This is a genomic window from Echinicola rosea, assembly GCF_005281475.1.
GTDB lineage: Bacteria > Bacteroidota > Bacteroidia > Cytophagales > Cyclobacteriaceae > Echinicola > Echinicola rosea.
This window is the reverse complement of sequence record NZ_CP040106.1, coordinates 4,089,516-4,110,409: the sequence shown is the minus strand read 5'-3', so window position 1 is coordinate 4,110,409 and position 20,894 is coordinate 4,089,516. Positions and strand designations below refer to the sequence as shown.

The window sequence follows — 20,894 nt, the reverse complement described above, 5'->3', positions numbered from 1 at the left end:
CAATGAAACTTACGATAAATAAAAGAGCAATCACACTGACATTGGGCATCTCGCTCATCATGGTGTCCAGCTGTGATAAAAACCTGTTGGATCAGACCAATCCCAATGCCATAACCCCTGATACCTTCTGGAGGGATGAAGGTGATGCCAAAAAGGCGATAGTCGGGGCATATAGCCCGTTCAGCGATATTTGGTATTATAGCAGAATGGAAATCTTTGCTTCTGATTATAGGGATGATATTGTCAATGGTTTCGGAACCTCCGACCGTACCAATCCGGGTAGATTTGAAGGTACCGAAATTAGCAACGTTAATATCTGGCTGTGGACCGTAATATGGAAAATCATATCCAGGTCCAATGAAATCTTGGCTAATGTACCTGCCATAGATATGGATGAAACCAAAAAGAACAATATCCTTGGTGAGGCACATTTCCTTAGAGGGTTGAATTATTTTAATGCGGTCAACAATTGGCGCAATATCCCGCTGATTACAGAGCCCATTGAATCGATTGAGGCTTCCAAGGAAATATTGCAGGCTGCTCCGGAGGACGTTTGGAACCAGATCATAACAGATCTAAAGAATGCCCAAGAGCTACTACCTCCTTCTTGGTCACCTGCAGACATCGGTAGGGCCACCTCTGGTGCTGCTACTGCCATGCTAGGAAAGGCTTATCTCTATACAGAGCAGTATAGCCTAGCCCGTGATGAGTTTGCCAAAATTATGGATGGGCGATACCAGTTGGTCGATGATTATGGAGATAATTTCAGCTCATTTTCAGAAAATAATGAAGAGTCCGTTTTTGAAATCCAGTTTGTGCTGGACGATAACAGAGGATGGGGCGGTGATGCAGCAGGTGTAGGCCGGACCAATTCCTTTACGCCTGATTTAGCACCAAGGGGCTTTACAGGACAGGATGGCATGCGGATAAACGACTGGGTGCTCGACTTGTTTTTGGACGAAAGGACGGTCAACGGGGAAATCGACCCAAGAGCTTTCAATACCTTGTTTTGGAGAACCGATGAAACGACCACCTATGAAGGTGAAACGCTTGCGGCGACAATTTATGAAGGAAAACGCTATGATGAAGTGTACGACTCTGATGAAAACAGGGTTTGGGGTAAGAAATATCTAGGCCTAGATGAAGGTGTCACTACAGCTAATTTCCAACAATCACCCAATAACCTCCGACTGATACGTTATGCAGATGTCTTGTTGATGTTTGCTGAAGCAGATATGATGACCAATGGAGGTAATGCCACCCAAGCAGCAGTGGATGCGGTAAATGAAGTCCGGTCCCGGGCTGATATGCCTCCCTTCGGTTTGGAAATGACCATTCAGGATGTAAGGGATGAACGTGTAAAAGAACTCGCTTTGGAGAGGGTACGTTATTTTGATTTGCTGCGATGGGGATTGGTCAAAGAAAAAATCGTGGATAATCCGGAAGTCAAATCTGAAAGTGGTGGTACCGGTGCCTACAAACCAGGTCGAGAATATTTTGACCTGCCCCAGAATGAATTTAACAATAACTCGAACTTTGAGCATAATCCGGGATATGAATAAAGTTGATTGACCCTAATATGGTACCTTATTGTTTCATGGATTGGAGCAGTAGGGTGCCTTTTTTTAGGGAATAAAAGACCTCGGAATTAATAGAGGGATTTGCTGATATCGCTATTTTCCCCGACTAATAAACCCAATAATATATTCTATGAAAAACAGCTACCCAACATTACTATTATTGCTATGTACAGTGATTGTAAGCTGTACAAGGTCTTCATCTGATAAAAGTTCTGATCCACTGTTTTCGCAGGTTGTGCCACAAAGCAGTAATGTTCATTTTTCGAACGATATCATTGAAAACGATACCCTTAACTATTTCAACTTCCCTTACCTGTACATGGGTGGGGGCGTGGCCATTGGAGATGTAAATGGCGATGACCTGCCCGATATTTACCTTACAGGGAATCATAAACCCAACAAGCTGTACCTAAATCAAGGTGATTTCTCTTTTAAGGATGTAAGTGAAACTGCTGGAGTACAGGGCGATGGGAGATGGTATACAGGTACTTTAATGGCCGATTTTAACCAAGATGGTTGGCTGGATATTTATGCCTGTGTATCCGGAAAAAACGGGCGTACCGATAACCAGCTTTTTATAAACAACCAAGATGGTACTTTTTCTGAAATGGCATCCACTTATGGCCTAGATGACCTAGGAAACTCTATTCATGCCACTACGATTGACTTTGACCGAGATGGTTTGTTGGATGTTTTTGTGGCCAATTATCCTTTGGTACCTGTCAGCCAAGGGAACTTGTTCTATAAAGAATTGATGGATCAAAATAGCTGGGAGGATGCAGGCCACTTATACAGAAACTTGGGAAATGGAAACTTCCAAGAGGTGACAGCCAAGGCCGGAGTACAAAACTTTGGACTAACTTTAGGGGTAATGGCAGCAGATTTCAATAATGATGGTTGGGACGACCTTTACCTTTCCAATGACTTTAATGTCCCTGATTATTTTTATATCAATAACCAAGATGGGACTTTCAGGGAGGTGTCCCGTGAATCCATGAACCAAACCAGTATGTTTGGAATGGGCATAGATGTCGGGGATATCAACAGGGATGGACTATTGGACCTGGTGCAAGTGGACATGACACCCGAAGACCATTTACGATCCAAAACCAATATGGCGAGTATGAGCCCTAGGACTTTTTATGAGGCAGTTGAACTTGGGTTTCATTACCAGTACATGCAGAATAGTCTCCAGCTTAATCAAGGGAGTAGCAATGGAATACCCATGTTCAGCAACATTGCACGGTATGCGGGAATAGCTACTACGGACTGGAGCTGGGCTCCATTGTGGGCTGATTTGGATAATGATGGTTACACCGACCTGTTTGTGACCAATGGCATGAAAAGGGACGTCAATAATAACGATGCCAACATGGAAATCGATGAGCAATCATTTTTTGGAAATGACCTGGTGTTGGATATTAATAAACTACCCAGTACGCCCATTTCCAATTATGCGTTTAAAAATCTGGATGGACTGAAATTCCAAAAAACAAGCAAAGACTGGGGCTTGGATCAGCCGGGGTTTTCCAATGGTGCAGCCTATGCCGATCTGGACAGTGATGGAGATTTGGATTTGGTAATCAATAACCTTGGCGATAAGGCATCCATCTACGAAAATTCAGGCACTGGAAATTCATTTTTAAGAGTGAAACTACAGGGTGCCGCCAACAATCTTTTTGGGATAGGAGCCAAATTAGAAATTTACTACCAAGGGAACCAACAATATATACAGCACATCACTTCTAGGGGATTTCAATCAAGTGTGGAACCTATCGTTCACTTTGGCTTGGGAAAAGGGACTCAGGAAGTCGATTCATTGGTAGTCAAATGGCCGGACGGAAAAGTACAGAAGCTAACCGGCCTAGAGTCTAGTCAAGAGCTCGTTGTCAACCATTCAGATGCGCGAGAGAAGCCAACCCCCAAAAAAAGGGCTGCTTGGGTGAGTGACTTACCCTCTTCTTCAGGATTGGATTTTGTCCATCAGGAGGATGAATATGACGACTTCCAATATGAGCCACTTTTGCCGCATCGCAATTCGGCGATGGGGCCGGGACTAGCAGTAGGAGATATTGGCCAGGATGGAAGGGATGATCTGTTTATCGGTAATGGGGCAGGATACACATCTCATGTCTTTGTCCAAAAGGCAGGAGGCAACTTTCAGGTATTGCAGGGGCCATGGGAGATGGATAAAGAGCAAGAAGATACTGGAGCGATATGGTTTGATGCAGACCAAGATGGAGACCTTGACCTCTATGTAGTTAGTGGCGGAAATGATAAGAATAAACCTGCCGATTATTATCAGGATAGGTTGTATGTCAATTTGCCTGCTGGTTTTAAAAAGCATTCCAAAGCCACAGCGGCGACCCAAGGAATAAGTGGTAAAGTGGTGTGTCCATTTGATTTTGACGGAGATGGGGATTTGGATTTATTTATTGGAGGAAGGATACTTCCGGGGCAATACCCCAGACCTGCCAAAAGCATAATCCTGATTAACAATGGTCAACGGGACGAAGATTTGGAATTTAAAGTATTGGCAGACGGTATAGAAAATGAGCATCTGGGTTTGGTAACAGATGCTGTGGTTTCTGATTTTGACAATGATGGAAGGGATGACCTGTTGGTAGTGGGTGAGTGGATGAATGTCACCATGCTGCTCAATACCCCGACTGGAATGATAAACGTTACGGAGGATGAGGGACTGGGAGCTACACGGGGGTGGTGGTACACCGTAGAAAAGACCGACTTGGATGGAGATGGTAAAGCCGACTTCCTGCTCGGAAATCTGGGCCTTAACTATAAGTACAAGACCAGTGAAGCTTCACCCTTTACGGTTTACCTCAATGATTTTGATGAAAACGGTACCTCTGACATCGTCCTTAGCTATGAAAAGAAAGGGAAGCAATTGCCTGTCAGGGGTAGGGAGTGCTCATCCCAGCAAGTACCCGCGATTGCCAAGAGGTTTGAGACCTATTCAGCTTTTGCTTCTGCCAGCTTGGAAGATATTTACGGGAAGAAGATGCTTGAAAACTCATTGTCCTATGATATAAATACCTTTGCCAGCTCTTGGCTGCATAGGGATGATGAGGGTAAATGGCAGTTGAGTCCATTGCCTCAAGCATTACAGCTTTCGGCCATTCGGGATTTTTTGCCGGTTTTCATAAATGATGATGACAAGCCTGATTATATTGCTACAGGTAACCTGTACCAGTCGGAGGTAGAAACCCCGAGAAATGATGCAGGTTATGGAAAAATGCTACTGACAACCACAGAGGGTGCGCTCTTGCCGGTGCCCTCGTCCGAATCCGGGCTTTATATCAAGGGGGAGGTAATGGCATCCTCCAGCATTCGACTTGAGGGGGGACAGCAGGCGTTGGTGTTTGGCATTAATTGCGGTAGGCTAAAGGTAGTAACGTTGGATAAACCATAGGGCACAACAGGATGAAGGAGAAAGTGGGTAGTTTCGGGGTTTGCTTGGCGTTGATGGTATCACTTTTGGTGATGGCATGTACTTCCAAAAATCAAAAAGAGGGTCACAAGAATGACCTGGCTGATGCATTGAGCCCTTATCTGCAACAACATAGTGATAACCCGATTCGGTGGAATGAATGGTCTGATGAGGTGTTAGAAAAGGCGACATCCTCCAATAAACTATTGGTGATAAGCATTGGATATGCTTCTTGTCACTGGTGTCATGTTATGGAGCAAGAGACCTTTATGGATACACTTGTGGCCAAGGAGATGAACAGGGATTTTATTTCCGTAAAAGTAGATAGAGAACAAAGGCCCGATATCGACCAAGTGTACTCCAAAGCTGCCGTTCTCCTAAACGGATCCACTGGCTGGCCACTTAATATCATCGCCTTACCTGATGGCAGGCCCTTGGTGGCAGCCACATATATGCCGAAAGACCGCTGGTTGGTATTGTTAAAAAAGGCCAGTGACCTGTACAGGGAACAGCCAGAAGCGCTGAGAAGACAAGCGCAAAATATCGTGGAAAAAATCATCGATCCCAATGACTTTCAATTGACCAATAAAGCCAAGGAGCATACGGGAGAGTCTTCCGGTATGTCAGGATATGCATCGGTATATCCTATTTTAGCGCAGCACTTTGATGGTCAATTTGGGGGTGTTTTGGAACAGCAGAAGTTTCCGCGGGTAGCGCTTTGGGGTGCTGTATTGGATTACGCAGCGCTTAAATCCAATAAAAATGCCCAGAAAATGGTGGAAAAGACCCTCTTCCAGATGTCTACAGGAGGGCTCTATGACCATGTAGGAGGTGGCTTCTCCCGGTATTCTACTGATGCGCAGTGGCAGATCCCGCACTTCGAAAAAATGCTCTACGATAATGCCCAGCTGCTCGGACTTTTTTCTAAAACCTATAAGATTACAAAGCAGCCGCTGTTGAGGGATAGGACCCTTGCGACCTTCGATTGGTTAAGGGAAGAAATGAAGGGGGCAAATGGATTATACCATTGTTCTATGAGTGCTGTTTCCGGGCAGATAGAAGGATTGTATTATACGTGGACATGGGAGGAGCTGACAGCGCTCATGAGTGGTGAGGACAGGGAGCTGTTCTTTAGTGCTTTTGACATTACCAGAGACGGCAATTGGCAAGATGGCAAGAATGTCCTTTATCGTCAATATACCGATCAAGAGCTCTCGGAAATGTATAATCTACCAGAAAATAAGGTCGAAAAAATTATCAAGAGCAATTTGTTAAGGCTTCACCAAAGAAGAAAGGAAAGAAAGCTGCCGGATGTAGATACGAAGCAAATTGCCAGTTGGAATGCGCTATTGGTACAGGGCTTGGTAGAAATGTACTTGGCCTTTGGGATGGAAGAATCATTTACCGAGGCAGTTTCGCTGGCCACTACTGTTCACGAAAAACTACAGATAGAGGATTATAGCCTGCACCGGCTTGCTACTGATAAAAATGCCGCCCCAGGAAATGCCTTTTTGGATGATTATGCCAACTGGATAGCCGCTTTGATCCAACTTTACCAAGCCAGTTTGGATAAGAAATGGCTGGACATGGCCTTAGCAACCACCAGGTATGTTTTAGCGCATTTTGATGACCCCGGATCGCCCTTATTTACGTACTCTGAGAGTAATGAAAGTACCTTGTACATGAGTGAAGTACCTGTGCTGGATGGAGATATGATTTCCCCTAATTCATTGATGGCCAAAAATTTATTTTTGGTCGGGACCTTGTTTGGCAACTCCAAATACATTGAACGGTCCAAGGCAATGCTTGACGAAGTGACATCAACAGGTATGGAAAATATCTTCCAAAAAGCTTCTTGGTGGGAATTGATGGCTCTCCATTCAGAAGACATCACCGAAGTGGCCTTACTTGGAGATAAAGCCCAAGACTGGGCGGTGAAATTACAGCAAAGATATTATCCCAACACCTTGTTCATAGGAGGTGAAGAGGAGAATTTGCCTTTGCTGAAGCATAAAAAGGTCACAGGGAAAACCATGATATATGTATGTAGAAACAAGACCTGCAAGCTACCGGTGGACCAGCTAGAGCTGGCGGTTCGTCAGCTTAAGGAACCGTGATACAGGATAAAAAATAGGCAATACTTCGACAATAAGCCGACTTTGCTCATGATGGAATGATAATTACTGTTAAATTGCTTAATTAAACACGTGTAGAAAACACTAGAATTAGGTTTTGTAGGTCGATTACATTTTAGTAATTACCTGAAAAAATAACATTTAGCCCAAAATAAGAAAAATGAAACTGCTTAATATACCTTTCTTATTCCTGATATTGATTTGGGGCAATGGATATGGACAGACCCATAATATTACCTTCGAGCACTTGACCACAGAGCAAGGCCTGTCCCAAAATGATGTCAACGCCATTGCCCAAGATAAAAATGGGTTTATGTGGTTTGGCACCCATGATGGGCTGAACAAATACGATGGTTACAATTTTCAAGTTTTCCAATCCAATCCCAACGATAGCTCCACGATCAGTAGTAATCTGATATTTGCCCTTGAAGAAGATCCCAGGGGGTATTTGTGGGTGGGGACGACAGGGGCAGGGTTAAACTTGCTGGATATCAGTACCGAAAAATTCACACGGTTTTACCATACTCCTGAAAATAAAGAAGGGCTGTCCAATAACTTCATCACCCAAGTCGTGGTGTCCAGCAAAGAAGAAGTGTGGATAGCGACACAAAATGGGCTCAACCTCATCAGGAACACACCTCTTAAATCTCCGGTTTTTGAGAAGTTCTTAGTAGGTACAGCATCGAAAAACCCAATTCAGGCCATCTACGAGGGGCGGGATGGCAAAATTTGGTTTGGCACTACAAGTGGTCTGTTTTACATGGTGCGCAATGGCAAGGAGTATTCGGTGAAGGAACATCCTGGATTCTCTAACCAGAATATCCGCTCTCTTGGTGAAAACTCAAAGGGACAGTTGCTCGCCAATGCCGATAATACCGTTTATATTTTAGTGGATGGAACATTTTACCCTACAGTTCATGGAAACTTCCTGTCAATGACTTCGGATGGAAAAGGCAGTGTTTGGGGTGGATCCAGCCAAGGGATCCAATTGATGGAAGAGGAAAGTACATCCCCATTTTTACTGGAGAAGGAAAAGTTTACCGTCCATGTAGAAGACCCGACGAGTTTAAATAAGAACAATGTAAGGTGTATCTATCATGGAACTTCTGGCATCATGTGGATTGGTACCAACGGAGGAGGGGTCAATAAGGTTAATTTAGAGAAAAAGGCCTTTAGAGTTTACCGGAAAAATATCAAGGAGGGCAGTATCAGTTATGATAAGATTCGTAGTATTTTTGAGGATTCCAAGGACGCTGTTTGGATAGGCACGCAGGGTGGTGGGCTAAACGTGGATTGGGACAATAATAAGGGTGAAAAATACCAGTCATTTACCCATTATGACAATGATATTAAAAGCATCTTCAGTATTGAAGAGACCGTTCTGTCCGACAATCGGATCATTTGGCTAGGTTCGGAGGACCAAGCGTTGTCACGAGTAATTTTTGACCAAAATGGAAAAGCCACAGTGGATTGGGATTTTGGGACCAAGCACGGGATTTACGGGGCTGTTTTTGATCTTCACAGTGATAAGAACGGGGTGCTCTGGGTCGGTACCTATCATCAGGGACTTTATCGGCTGATACCACGACCGGGTGGAGATTATCAAGTAGACCAGTTTACCGAAAGTGATGGACTGTCCATCCAAATGATCCGAAGTCTTATGCAGGACAAGCTGGGCAACTTGTGGGTCGGAACGGGCAAAGGCCTGAACCTGATCAGACAACATCAGTTATACCAGCCCCATCCTGCCATAGAAGTCTATAAGAATATCCCCGGAGATACGACATCCCTGAGTTATGATTATATATTGGATATGTACGAGACCCTAGAGGGGCAAGTGTACATTGGGACTTTCGGAGGAGGATTAAACAAGGTCATGATGGATGGAAACGGGGAGTTGTCCTTCAAGTCGTATAAAGAGACAGAGGGCCTATCCAATAACGTCGTCAAGGGTATCTTGGAAGACAACGATGGTTTTTTGTGGATATCTACCAATAAGGGGCTCAATAAGTTTGATCCTTTTGAGGAGAGTTTTAAAACCTACGATGTGACTGATGGGCTGCAGAGTAATGAGTTCAGTGAACTGGCTGCCTATAAACGACATGATGGAGAAATGCTCTTTGGTGGAGTGAATGGGTTCAATGCTTTTTATCCCCACGAGATAAAAGATAATCCTTATAAGCCCAAAGTAGCCATCACCGATTTTCAAATTTTCAATAAATCGGTGCCGCTGGGTCAGGAATTTAATGGTAGAGTAGTCCTTCCAAAGGCCATTTATGAAAGTGAGGAGATCGATCTGAAATATTGGGAAAACAACTTCACTTTCGAATTTGCGGCGTTGCACTATGCAGCGCCAAGTGAAAACCAATATCGTTATAAGTTAGAAGGTTTTGATACGAAGTGGACCGAGACTTCTGCAGAAAGGAGATTTGCTTCCTATACCAATATTGGTCATGGAGAGTACACCATGAAAGTCCAGGCGGCCAATAATGATGGATTGTGGAATGAACAAGAGGTAGCGGCCATTAAGGTGGTCATTGCTCCTCCGTTTTGGCTTACTTGGTGGGCATACCTGCTGTATGTGGCTGTGGTGGTGCTTGTCCTGATCGGCGTAAGAAAATATACCTTAATAGGAATCACTAAAAAGCATCAGCTGGAAGTGGAGCACCTTACCCGTGAAAAAACCGAGGAACTGCATCAAATGAAGCTTCGTTTTTTCACCAATATCAGCCATGAATTCAGGACACCCCTTACGTTGATCTTGGGGCCTTTGGAGCAATTGATGAAATCAAGTATGCAATTCAGCGAATCCGAAAGGGATAGAATGTACACCCTGATGCAAAAAAATGCACGTTTGCTGTTGAAGTTGGTCAACCAGCTTATGGATTTTCGGAAGATTGACCAGCATAAGATGAAATTATTCCTTTCTGAGCAAAATGTGAGTGAATTTGTCCAAGAATTAGCAGAGCCATTCCACCTTGTAGGCTTGAGCAAGGAAGTGGAATTTGACGTTCGTCTGCAAGGCGAAATCCACGGTCTGTTGGATACAGATAAGGTAGAAAAGATCCTCTACAATCTTTTGTCCAATGCCTTTAAATTTACCCCAAAAGGTGGGAAAGTGACCTTGTCGGTAACACCACTTACCGCAAAAGAGTGGGATGGCGAAGAGGCTGTAAGCATCCGAGTAGTGGATACCGGGGTGGGGATTCCTAGCGATCGGATAGGTAAAGTCTTTGAACGCTTTTTTCAAGGCAATGAAAAATCAGGAAGATATGTAGGTACAGGTATCGGACTGTCGTATACAAAAAGCCTGGTGGAGATCCATCAAGGGAAGATAGCCTTTGAGAGTACAGAAGGCAAGGGGACAACGTTTACAGTTATACTTCCCCTCCATAAACAGGCGTACAAGGATGCCGATAATGTGGTGATGAATATGGAGACGGGCTTTGACCTTTTGCCGGAGAGATGGATAGATGTGGACTTGGAGAAGGATTTTACCGAAAAAAGCCCTGTGCCGGCAGCCAAAGGCAAGCATCAGCAGCTGCTGAAGCTGCTTATAGTCGATGATAATGCAGAAATCAGGGAACTTATCCGTGAGGCCTTCTATAGACAATACGAGGTAGTAGAGGCTATCAATGGTGAGCAAGGACTGGCGCTTACAGAGAAAGAGGAACCAGACTTGATCATTACAGATGTCATGATGCCAGTTATGGATGGGGTGGAGTTTTGTGAGCACCTTAAGACGAATATTAAAACCAGTCATATTCCTGTTTTAATGCTCACGGCAAAAAACACCCAAGAGGGAGAACTGGAGGGACTCAAGCATGGAGCTGATATGTACTTGACGAAGCCTTTTGACCTGGAAAAACTAGTACTCAGGGTCAATAATTTGTTAAAGAGCAGGGAAGCAATGCGCCAGCGTTTTACCAATGAGGTTTTATTGCAGCCATCGGAGATTACGGTAAATTCTACAGATAATTCCTTTTTGACCCAAGCAATGGAAGTGGTGGAAGCCAATATGGACAATCCCGATTTTACCGTGGAGGAATTTGTGAAAGAAATGGGCATGAGCAGGTCTAAGCTCCATCTAAAAATGAAGTCCCTTACTGATCAGTCCGCAAGTGAATTTATCAGGACGGTAAGGTTAAAACGGGCAGTGCAACTGATGGAAAAAAGTGATATTTCTGTGAAGGAAATCATGTACCAAACTGGGTTTAATACGGCCTCTTACTTTTCCAAATGCTTTAAAAAGCAGTTTGGAATGTCACCTACGGATTATCTCAATAAGAAGAAAAACCAATCAATAACAGATCATTTAAATTAGCGGGAAACAGCTATCGGTTTATGGCAAACCAGTAACCATAAAGGCCAAAGGAAGCAATATCCCTTTGGCCTTTATTACATTTTGGGCGTTTGTAGTACAATCAAAAACATTTGTGATAAGTGTCTGATTGTATTTTAAATACTTTTACTTGTGATAATCGGGGCGAAATAATAAAAGGCCTTTTCAAAAAACATTTTTGTTTTGGGAATCATGGACTTTCGTTGTTTGGCCTTTGCTATAACCATTTACCTATTGCTAAACATGAGAAATATAAACACTCGTCATTTTATTTGTTTTAAAAAAGAAATTCTTGCCATAGTATTTGTCTGCCTAATGGCTTATTCACCTCTCTTGAATGCCCAGTCACCTTACAAGCCTACTTGGGAGTCTCTGGAGCGATATGAAATCCCCGAATGGTTCCAAGATGCCAAGTTTGGGATCTATGCTCACTGGGGACCTGTTTCTTCGGCATTTGAAGGAACCGATCCGGATAAATATTATCGTGGATGGCATGGGATGATCATGTATGATGACGGAAAAAAAGTTTCCCTGAACGGAAACGGTAAACCTTCCAATAATTATCTGCACCATGCGGAAAAATATGGAGATCCTGAACAGTACGGATATAAATATATCATTGAACAGTTTGACCCAAGTGGCTTTGATGCGGAAGTATGGGCAGAATTGTTTGCCAAATCCGGAGCTAAATTTGCGGGGCCTGTGGCGATGCACCATGATAACTTTGCGATGTGGGACAGTAAGGCCACCCGCTGGAACTCCATGAACTATGGAGGAATTGATCCTTCTGCAGCACTAAAGGAGGCCATTGAGAACAGAGGTATGCGGTTTATGGCTTCTTTTCACCATGCGTTTACCTGGAAATATTTTGGCCCGGCACATGCTTATGGGGATATTGATCCAAAGGATTATGACCTATATACCAATCCTCATGAACTGGATGATGACACACCGGACAAGGACTTTTATAAATCTTGGTGGGCTAAGCTCAAAGAATATATTGATACCTACCAACCTGATTTGATTTGGTTTGATTGGTGGCTGGAAAACATGGACGAAGAAACCCGATTAAAATTCTTGGCCTACTATTATAACCAAGCCGAGAAATGGGGCAAGGAAGTGGCTGTAGCCTACAAAGAGAGTACTTTTACCACCAGTACGGCAGTGAAGGATTATGAACGTGGCCGACCCAATCAGCCCAAAAGCCCAGCTTGGCTGACAGATACATCTCCGGGTGCTTGGTTTTATCGTCCAGGGGCCAAATTCAAATCTCCCAATGAATTGGTGGATATCTTGGTGGATATAGTGGCAAAGAACGGAGTAATGCTATTAAATGTACCACCTGATCCAGACGGAAGTATCCCATCAGAAATGGTAGACCTATTAACAGATCTAGGAAGTTGGCTGGAAGTGAATGGTGAAGCGATTTATGGAACCCGGCCTTGGGCAGTATTTGGTGAGGGACCTACCAGATTGCCTGAAGGTGGGCACAAGATAGAAAAGCTGGAAATTTCCTATACCGCCGAAGATATACGATACGTGAAGAAATCCGATCAGCTGGTTTATGCTATTGTAATGGACAAACCTGATGGAGACATCGTCTTGAAAACACTGAGTACTGATATTGGAGCGCTCAATTCCAAAATTCTGGAGGTATCCCTCGTTGGATCAGAAGAAAAGTTGGAATGGGAGAGAAATGAAAAGGGGCTGATAATTAAAAAACCAGCTGAACTTCCTACAGGTTATGCCCATTGTTTTAAATTGACCCTGGAAGGGTATGTCGAAAATGACATAGGAGGAGATGTGGAAGACCATATAGATTAAGACTTCCATTAATAATGATTCCCCAAACATTTGTAGTAGTTACTTCAACATTTGTTTGGGGTTTTTTGTTGCCCAATTCCAATCTTTGATAACGATAACCCAATAGCCACCATGAAGATTCGGATGATTTTATTTCTGACGCTAAGTGTATGGTTTGTTTGCCAGACAGTCAAGGCACAAAACACTACTCGGCCCAATTTTATATTTATCCTGACGGATGACCAGCCATATGGATACATGGGCTGTACGGGCAACGACATCGTCAATACCCCAAATCTAGATCAGTTGGCATCGGAGGGAGTACTTTTTACCAACACCCATGTGACCAGTGCCATCTGTACACCGAGCCGCGCCAGTATCCTACTGAGCCAATATGAACGGCAGCACGGGATCAACTTCAACTCCGGAACGAGCCTTTCTCCTGCTGCCTGGGAGGACAGTTACCCTGTACGGTTTCGTGACCACGGATATTTTACTGGATGGATAGGTAAAAACCACGTTCCCGTCGGTGAAGGCGGCTATGAAAGTGGGGTGATGGAAAAGTCTTTTGACTTTTGGTATGCCGGTCATGGCCATTTGGGATTTTATCCCAAGGACAGACATGAGATATTCAGCAATGCAGAGCAGGATACCCAAATAGAAATCATCGGAGAAGGAGTAGATTATTTTTTAAGCAGTTCCGAAAAGGAAGATGGTGCCATGCGGTTTTTGAAGGACAGGCCAGCAGATCAGCCGTTTATGTTGTCGGTATGCTTCAATTTGCCCCACAGTGCTGGGACCAGAAGTATGGAGATGCGTGCAACTGATGATGATCTATATAAGTCCCTTTATCGGGAGTTAGAAATCCCTCTTCCCGATCACTACATAGAAAAAAAAGACATCACCAAGCCTAAATTACCAGAAGAACTCCTAAGGACGGAGGACAGGCAATCCGGCTATGACTATGTGGATACACCAGCCGACACGCGGGAGATCTATACCCGACAGCTCCAGGCGCTCACAGGCATAGATCGATTTGTGGGAAATCTTCGCCAAGTATTGGAAAAGGAGGGTTTGTCGGAAAATACGGTTATTGTCTTCACTTCAGACCATGGACTGTTTATGGGGCAATATGGGCTGGGGGGAAAGGCACTTTGCTATGAACAGACCACTCATGTCCCCTTGATTTATTATGATCCATCGCTGAAAAATGAGGTTGCTGGCATGAGGTCCAATGCACTGGTTCAAACCATTGATATAGCGCCGACGATGTTGGGGCGGGCACGAATTAATGTGCCTGATAGCTATCAGGGGAAATCTTTAGGGCCTCTTTTGGCAGGCCAAGAGGAAATTCGAAAGTATATTTTTACCGAAAATCTATGGTCTACCCAATTCGGTAATCCACGATGTGAAGCTGTCCAGAATAAGGAATGGAAATACATCAGGTATTATGAAAACAATACGATTCCTGCTAGGGAAAAAGTAAAGGCGGCCAAAAAATTTGATATGCCACTAAATCCACTGCTGTACCAAGTGCATGATTTTGATATGGTACAGTACGGCTATTTTGCGACAGCTTACCAGCGATCGGAAGCACCAGTCTATGAAGAACTTTATCATCTTGCCAAAGACCCGGATGAACTTTATAACCGGATCGGGGATCCTGAAGCACAGGAAGTGTTGAGGCATTTTAGGAAGGTGTGGAGCGAGGAGATTATAGAAGCTGCAGGCACCGGATATCCCCGGGTGCTGAGGTATACCTATGATAGTGAAATCGAACATAACCGAAAATACAATTCCAAATAACCAATCCATGACCAAATCTATTAAACGTCTTGCCCCTCAAATTCTATTTATTTGCATGTACTTCTATGGGCAAGTAAATGCTCAGCAACCCAATGTCCTGATCATCGTTTCGGATGACCAGGGCTGGAATGATGTTGGCTTTAACGGCGGTACTGATATCCCTACTCCGTATTTAGATTCCTTGGCTGCAGATGGGGTAGTGTTTGACCAGGGTTATGCCTCCCATCCCTATTGCAGTCCCAGCAGGGCGGGCTTACTTTCGGGAAGATACCAACAGCGTTTTGGTCATGAAAACAACATTCCCTATGAGTCTGCCACTGATGATGATGGCCTGCCGCTAAGTGAGCAGATGCTGTCCGAGTACCTCGTGGAGAAAGGGTATTCCACGGCTGCCATTGGAAAATGGCACTTGGGAGACCATGAAAAATTCTGGCCGATCAACCGTGGTTTTGAACATTGGTTTGGTTTTTTTGGTGGAGGGTTGAATTATTGGGGAGATACCGGTAACAAGCCAGAAAACCATGGGGTATTGAGGGATGGTCAAATAGTACCAAAGGAGCAGCTGAGCTACCTTACCGATGACTTTACGCAGGAGGCAGCAACGTATATTGACCAATTCAGTAAAGACCAACGTCCATTTTTTATGTATTTGGCCTATAATGCTCCCCATGCCCCCATACAAGCTCCGTCCAAGTACCTTGATAAGGTCAACCATATCGAAGATGGAGACAGGGCCGCCTATGCAGCCATGGTGATAGGAATGGATGAAGGGATAGGCCGGGTAATTCAAAAACTGAAAGATACTGGCCAGTATGAAAACACCTTGATATTTTTTTACAGCGACAATGGAGGACATCTACATGGTGCCAGCAATGCTCCTTTTCGTGGGCATAAGGGGATGTTGTTTGAAGGAGGGATAAGGGTGCCGTTTTTGGTATCCTGGCCAGCAGGCATTCAAGGAGGCCAACATTACGATCATCCTATCTCTGCGTTGGATATTTTCCCCACGGTATTGGCAGCGGCAGACATCCCTAGCCCTTCGAAGCCACTTGACGGCGTGAACTTGCTGCCTTTCCTCACCGGAATGGAGAAAAAGCCCCAAAGAATGTTATACTGGAGGTATTCGGATGGGGCAGGATATGCCGTGAGAGATGGGAATTATAAGCTGGTATATTCAGGCTACAAGGAGGACTATTTCCTGTTTGACCTAGAGGAAGACCCCTACGAACAGCAGGATATCAAAGCAATTTTTCCTGAAAAAACACAGCTGCTGAAGGAAAGTTATGCCAACTGGAACGAGGGCACCGTACCGGCAATGTGGCAAGATCCCCACGCAGAAAACGTGCTAAAGGAAGAGGCCCAAAGACAGAGGATCATCGATAAGGCAAAAAGCGGGGAGAGATGAAAGTGGTATTGTCAATATATTGCAGCTTTTTCCTGTGCTTGGCAGCCTATGCCATAGACTATGATGTACGAGATCATGGCGCCATTGGTGATGGGAAGCAGCTGGATACGGAATCCGTACAAGCGGCAATAGATAGCTGCCATAAGAATGGTGGAGGGAAAGTCATTATACCCAGTGGATATACGGTGTTGGTGGGTACCATTTTTCTCAAAAGCCATGTCACCCTTTACATAGAGCGGGGGGCTGTATTGCTGGGAAGTCCTGATATAGCGGATTATAGTGAAGATACCCATAAAAACATGTACAAAAACGAACCTCATATGGATCGTTGTCTCATTTTTGCAAAGGATGCGGAGGATTTTGGGATCGAAGGTAACGGGACCATTGATGGAAATGGGCATCCCCGGTACTTCAACCGGAAGACAGGTAGACCCATGCTGATCAGGTTTTTAAGTTGCAAGGACATTACGATGAGGGCAGTCACGCTGCAACACCCCGCAGCTTGGACTTCTGCTTGGTTATATTGTAAAAATATTGTGGTGGAGGGCATTACCATCACTAGCCGAGTCAACCATAACGGAGACGGATTGGATTTCGATGGCTGCCAAAATGTGCGCGTATCCAATTCCTCTTTCGATACCAGTGATGATTCCATCTGCCTTCAAGCGTCCCGGCCTGATGTCCCCTGTCGAGACATCACCGTTACCAATTGTGTGTTTACATCAAAGTGGGCGGGAATGCGCATTGGATTATTGTCCCGAGGAGATTTTGAATCGGTGACGGTTTCCAACTGTACCTTTAGAAATATCCAGGATGCGGGCTTGAAAATTCAAATGAATGAAGGTGGTGCCATGAAAAACATGGTGTTTAACAACTTGGTGATGAAAAATGTACCAAGGCCAGTTTTTATGACTTTTGCCCAGCAAAAAGCCTATGTGGATGCACCAGAGGAGATGTACCCTATGGAAGCGATGAAGGGGTTTTCATTTGATCATTTGACCATTGATAATGCTGAAATGGATAAAAATTCATGTTTTTTTATTACGGGGATGCCCGGGCACCCGATCGAAGATGTAAGTTTTTCAAATATCCATTTTGTCCACCCTGGCGGTGGAAATGAAGAAGATGCCAATCGGGTCGATTTGCCAGAATATACATTGGAAGTGTTGGATGGATGGTGGCCAGAGTTCCACTTGGTAGGCACTTTACCGGCATCTGCTTTTTATTTGCGTCATGTAAGTGGGGTGAGGTTGGAAGGGGTAAACCTACAAGTGAAATCACCCGAACAGCGACCGGCGGTAGTTCTGGAGGACGTCCGGCATTACCACATAGATAGTGTTTATCAAAATTACGATTTAGTGACCAACGAAAAAGGAGTGGAAATAAGATGAAGGCCTGTAAAGTGCTAATGGGAGTTTTGTTATGGATGCATTTCCCCGGAGGATTGTATGCTGATGGCATCGTGTCCATTTTGGATTTTGGAGCGATAGGAGATGGTGGGACCATCAACACGGTATTTATCCAAGAAGCCATCGACCATCAGGCAAAGAATGGAGGCGGGATCGTGGTGGTGCCTAGAGGAAACTTTGTCACCGGGACTTTAATCCTTCAGGATGACATTACGCTAATGCTCCAAGAAGGTGCCAAAATATGGGGTAGCCAAGATCCAAGGGATTACAAAAGCATCGATACTTTTGTAGACGCCACTGGACAGACCAGGGGGAAATGTTTGATTGGAGCCCTTGGGGTGGAGAATGTGGCCATAGTGGGGGAAGGGACCATTGATGGTAGGGGAGAGAATTTCCAAAAAACAATTTTGGAAAATTACATGACGGACCAAGGAGTTGATCGAGTTGATTTTGGAAAGTTAATGGGGAATAGACCATTTCTTTTGCGATTTGTACAGAGTAAGCATATCCAAATCGAAGGAGTGCACCTGCGACAGCCAGCTGCTTGGACCTGCCATTTTTATCAGTCTTCCCAAATCCACGTAGAGGATGTAACCATCTATAGCCATGCCCATAAAAATAACGACGGAATTGACTTGGATTCTAGCCATAGGGTGAAGATAAAAAACTGTAAAATAGATACAGGGGATGATGCTATCTGCATAAAGTCTACCAGTCTGATCCCCTCACATCATATCAAAGTACGAGATTGTTGGTTGAAGAGCGATTGGGGAGCCTTAAAATTTGGTACTGAGTCCATGGGGGATTTTCATCATATATCAGTTAAAAACTGTACCATTGCTGATACCAAGGGTGGTGGAATAAAAATATTATCAGTAGATGGCGCCAATATTCACCACATCAATATCAATAGCGTAAAAATGATCAATACCGAGATGCCGGTTTTTATAAGGTTGGGCGAGCGCAGCCGTACCTATCGGGGTGCACCGCCCCAGTCTACCGGAAGTGTAAGGAAGGTATCTATCAAGAATATTGAAGCAGGAATACGGTCAAATGACTCGTTAAGGATAGACCCACCAACGGCAATTTTTATAACTGGCACAAAAGACCACCTAATAGAATCAGTCAAATTAAAAAATATACATATATCCACACCTGGAGGTGGAAAATATTCGCAGCGCCAATTGGAAATTCCCACTATGCCAGAGCGATATCCGGAATTTAGTTTTTTCGGGGTACTTCCTTCATTTGGGCTGGTGGCGCAGCATGTGGAATCCCTAAAAGCCAAAAGATTGACCTTCGAGGTGAAAGGGTATGAATATAGGGAGGCCGTCTGGTTAAATAACGTCATCAGACCTACTATAAAAACAATTAAAGATGAAGACTAAAGGAACTGGTTATTATATCGGGCTCTTGATTAGCTTCGGCTTGCTGGTTGCATTCGATTTGCAGGGGCAGAACAGGCCTAATGTGGTCGTTATCTATACGGATGATCATCGGTATTCTGGGGTAGGAGCCTTGATGGATGGGCAGGTCGATACGCCAAATATGGATAGGCTGGTGGAGGAAGGGGTGTCCTTTGACAGGGCGTACCTGATGGGGGCATTTACGGGAGCTACCTGCGTTGCGAGCAGGGCCATGCTGTTGACTGGCCGGAATGTTTTTAACCTAAAGGGAGCGGGCCATACGATTCCGGCAAATCATCCCACCCTAGGAGAGGTGTTCAGGAAATCAGGTTATTATGCCTATATCATAGGCAAGTGGCACCAAGACAATGCTTCTTTGGTAAGGTCATTTGATAGTGGGGCGGCATTGATGAGCAGAGGCATGTATTTGGAAGACCACTTTCGTATGCCCCTGTGGGACTGGGATCCTAGTGGAGAGTACCCGCTTGAGAAGGGATATGTGATCAAGACCGACCATCAAGGCAAGTGGTACCGGAAAGGGCTGGAAGGGGTAGGGCCTCGTGGACCTATTGCTACCGAGGATCAAGGTCCCCATACTTCCAAGATATATGCACATGAAGCCAAAAAGTTCTTGGAAGAGTACGATAAAAAGCCCCCCTTTTTAATGTATTTGGCTTTTCATGCACCCCACGACCCAAGACAAGCACCTAGGGAATTCAGAAATGCCTATCCTACTGATCAAATCCATCTCCTTCCCTCTTATATGCCCATGCATGGCTTTGATAATGGCCATATGTTTTTGCGGGATGAGGAATTGGCCCCTTGGCCAAGGACAGAGGATAGGATGAAAGAGGAGCTAGCGGACTATTACGCCATCATTAGTCACATGGATGCCCAGATAGGGAAAGTAGTAAATGCCTTAAAGGCCAATGGAAAGTATAAGAATACGATTATCGTGTTGGTAGGTGACAGTGGATTGGCAGTAGGCAATCATGGCTTGATGGGAAAACAAAATCTATACGATGAAGATGGAATTCACGTGCCTTTTGTGTTCAGCGGAGGGGCAGTTCGGGCAAGAGGCAGAAGGGAGCAGGCCTTTGCCTATATCCATGATATCTTACCCACCCTGGGAGAGCTTACAGGCGTCCCCGTACCAAAGAACATAGACGGCAAAAGTTTAGCCACTATCATCATAGGAGAAGAAGAAAGTGTGCGGGATCATACCTACCATGCCTATCGGCAATTTCAAAGGGCATACAGAAAAGGCGATTACAAATTAATTGAGTATGTCAGGGCAAGAGATAGCAATAAGGAATTAGGGGGATTTCAGGCGGGGTCTAAGGTGACCCAACTCTTCAACATCGCCAAAGACCCTTGGGAGATAAATAATTTAGCGATAAACCCCAACTATTCTGATAAAGTCAAAGAGCTTCAAAAAGAAATGAAAGCAATGGCCGAAAAGCTGAATGACAACAAATCCCAGCTGGGTATGGAATATGATTTTTGGGATTATTACCAGTGAATACGGCCAGAAGAAAGGATTTAACCCGGAATATGCAT

10 protein-coding genes are annotated in these 20,894 nt (G+C 44.5%); all 10 read left to right on the top strand.

Annotation, left to right across the window (positions count from 1 at the left end; all coding sequences use genetic code 11):
• Nucleotides 1–2 precede the first annotated feature (2 nt).
• The 10 genes from FDP09_RS16130 (at nucleotide 3) to FDP09_RS16085 (ending at nucleotide 20,856) form a co-directional block, all read left to right on the top strand.
• The gene (locus FDP09_RS16130; RefSeq protein ID WP_137403651.1) at nucleotides 3–1,562 is read left to right on the top strand and encodes a RagB/SusD family nutrient uptake outer membrane protein; all 1,560 of its coding nucleotides are present in this window, start codon (nucleotides 3–5) and stop codon (nucleotides 1,560–1,562) included.
• A 148-nt stretch (nucleotides 1,563–1,710) separates the two neighbouring features.
• Nucleotides 1,711–5,010, top strand: a complete 3,300-nt coding sequence (locus FDP09_RS16125) for a VCBS repeat-containing protein (protein WP_137403650.1) — start codon at nucleotides 1,711–1,713, stop codon at nucleotides 5,008–5,010.
• 11 nt (nucleotides 5,011–5,021) lie between these two features.
• Nucleotides 5,022–7,145, top strand: coding sequence for a thioredoxin domain-containing protein (locus FDP09_RS16120; protein ID WP_137403649.1), 2,124 nt, complete (start codon nucleotides 5,022–5,024; stop codon nucleotides 7,143–7,145).
• A 178-nt stretch (nucleotides 7,146–7,323) separates the two neighbouring features.
• On the top strand, nucleotides 7,324–11,487 hold the full coding sequence (locus FDP09_RS16115; protein WP_137403648.1) for a hybrid sensor histidine kinase/response regulator transcription factor: 4,164 nt from the start codon (nucleotides 7,324–7,326) through the stop codon (nucleotides 11,485–11,487).
• Nucleotides 11,488–11,748: 261 nt separating this feature from the next.
• Nucleotides 11,749–13,329 (top strand): alpha-L-fucosidase, encoded by a 1,581-nt coding sequence (locus FDP09_RS16110; RefSeq protein ID WP_137403647.1) that lies wholly within the window; start codon nucleotides 11,749–11,751, stop codon nucleotides 13,327–13,329.
• Nucleotides 13,330–13,440: 111 nt separating this feature from the next.
• The gene (locus FDP09_RS16105) at nucleotides 13,441–15,114 is read left to right on the top strand and encodes a sulfatase-like hydrolase/transferase (RefSeq protein ID WP_137403646.1); all 1,674 of its coding nucleotides are present in this window, start codon (nucleotides 13,441–13,443) and stop codon (nucleotides 15,112–15,114) included.
• Nucleotides 15,115–15,121: 7 nt separating this feature from the next.
• Entirely contained in the window at nucleotides 15,122–16,519 is a 1,398-nt protein-coding gene (locus FDP09_RS16100) for a sulfatase family protein (protein ID WP_187328695.1), read from the top strand.
• Nucleotides 16,516–17,910: a glycoside hydrolase family 28 protein gene (locus FDP09_RS16095; protein WP_137403645.1), complete on the top strand. Its 1,395-nt coding sequence runs from the start codon at nucleotides 16,516–16,518 to the stop codon at nucleotides 17,908–17,910. The genes FDP09_RS16100 and FDP09_RS16095 overlap by 4 nt, the downstream gene beginning before the upstream one ends.
• Complete coding sequence (locus tag FDP09_RS16090; protein ID WP_137403644.1) at nucleotides 17,907–19,316, top strand: glycoside hydrolase family 28 protein; 1,410 nt, start codon at nucleotides 17,907–17,909, stop codon at nucleotides 19,314–19,316. The genes FDP09_RS16095 and FDP09_RS16090 overlap by 4 nt, the downstream gene beginning before the upstream one ends.
• Nucleotides 19,306–20,856, top strand: coding sequence for a sulfatase-like hydrolase/transferase (locus FDP09_RS16085; protein WP_137403643.1), 1,551 nt, complete (start codon nucleotides 19,306–19,308; stop codon nucleotides 20,854–20,856). Before FDP09_RS16090 ends, FDP09_RS16085 begins: the two co-directional genes overlap by 11 nt.
• Nucleotides 20,857–20,894: the final 38 nt, after the last annotated feature.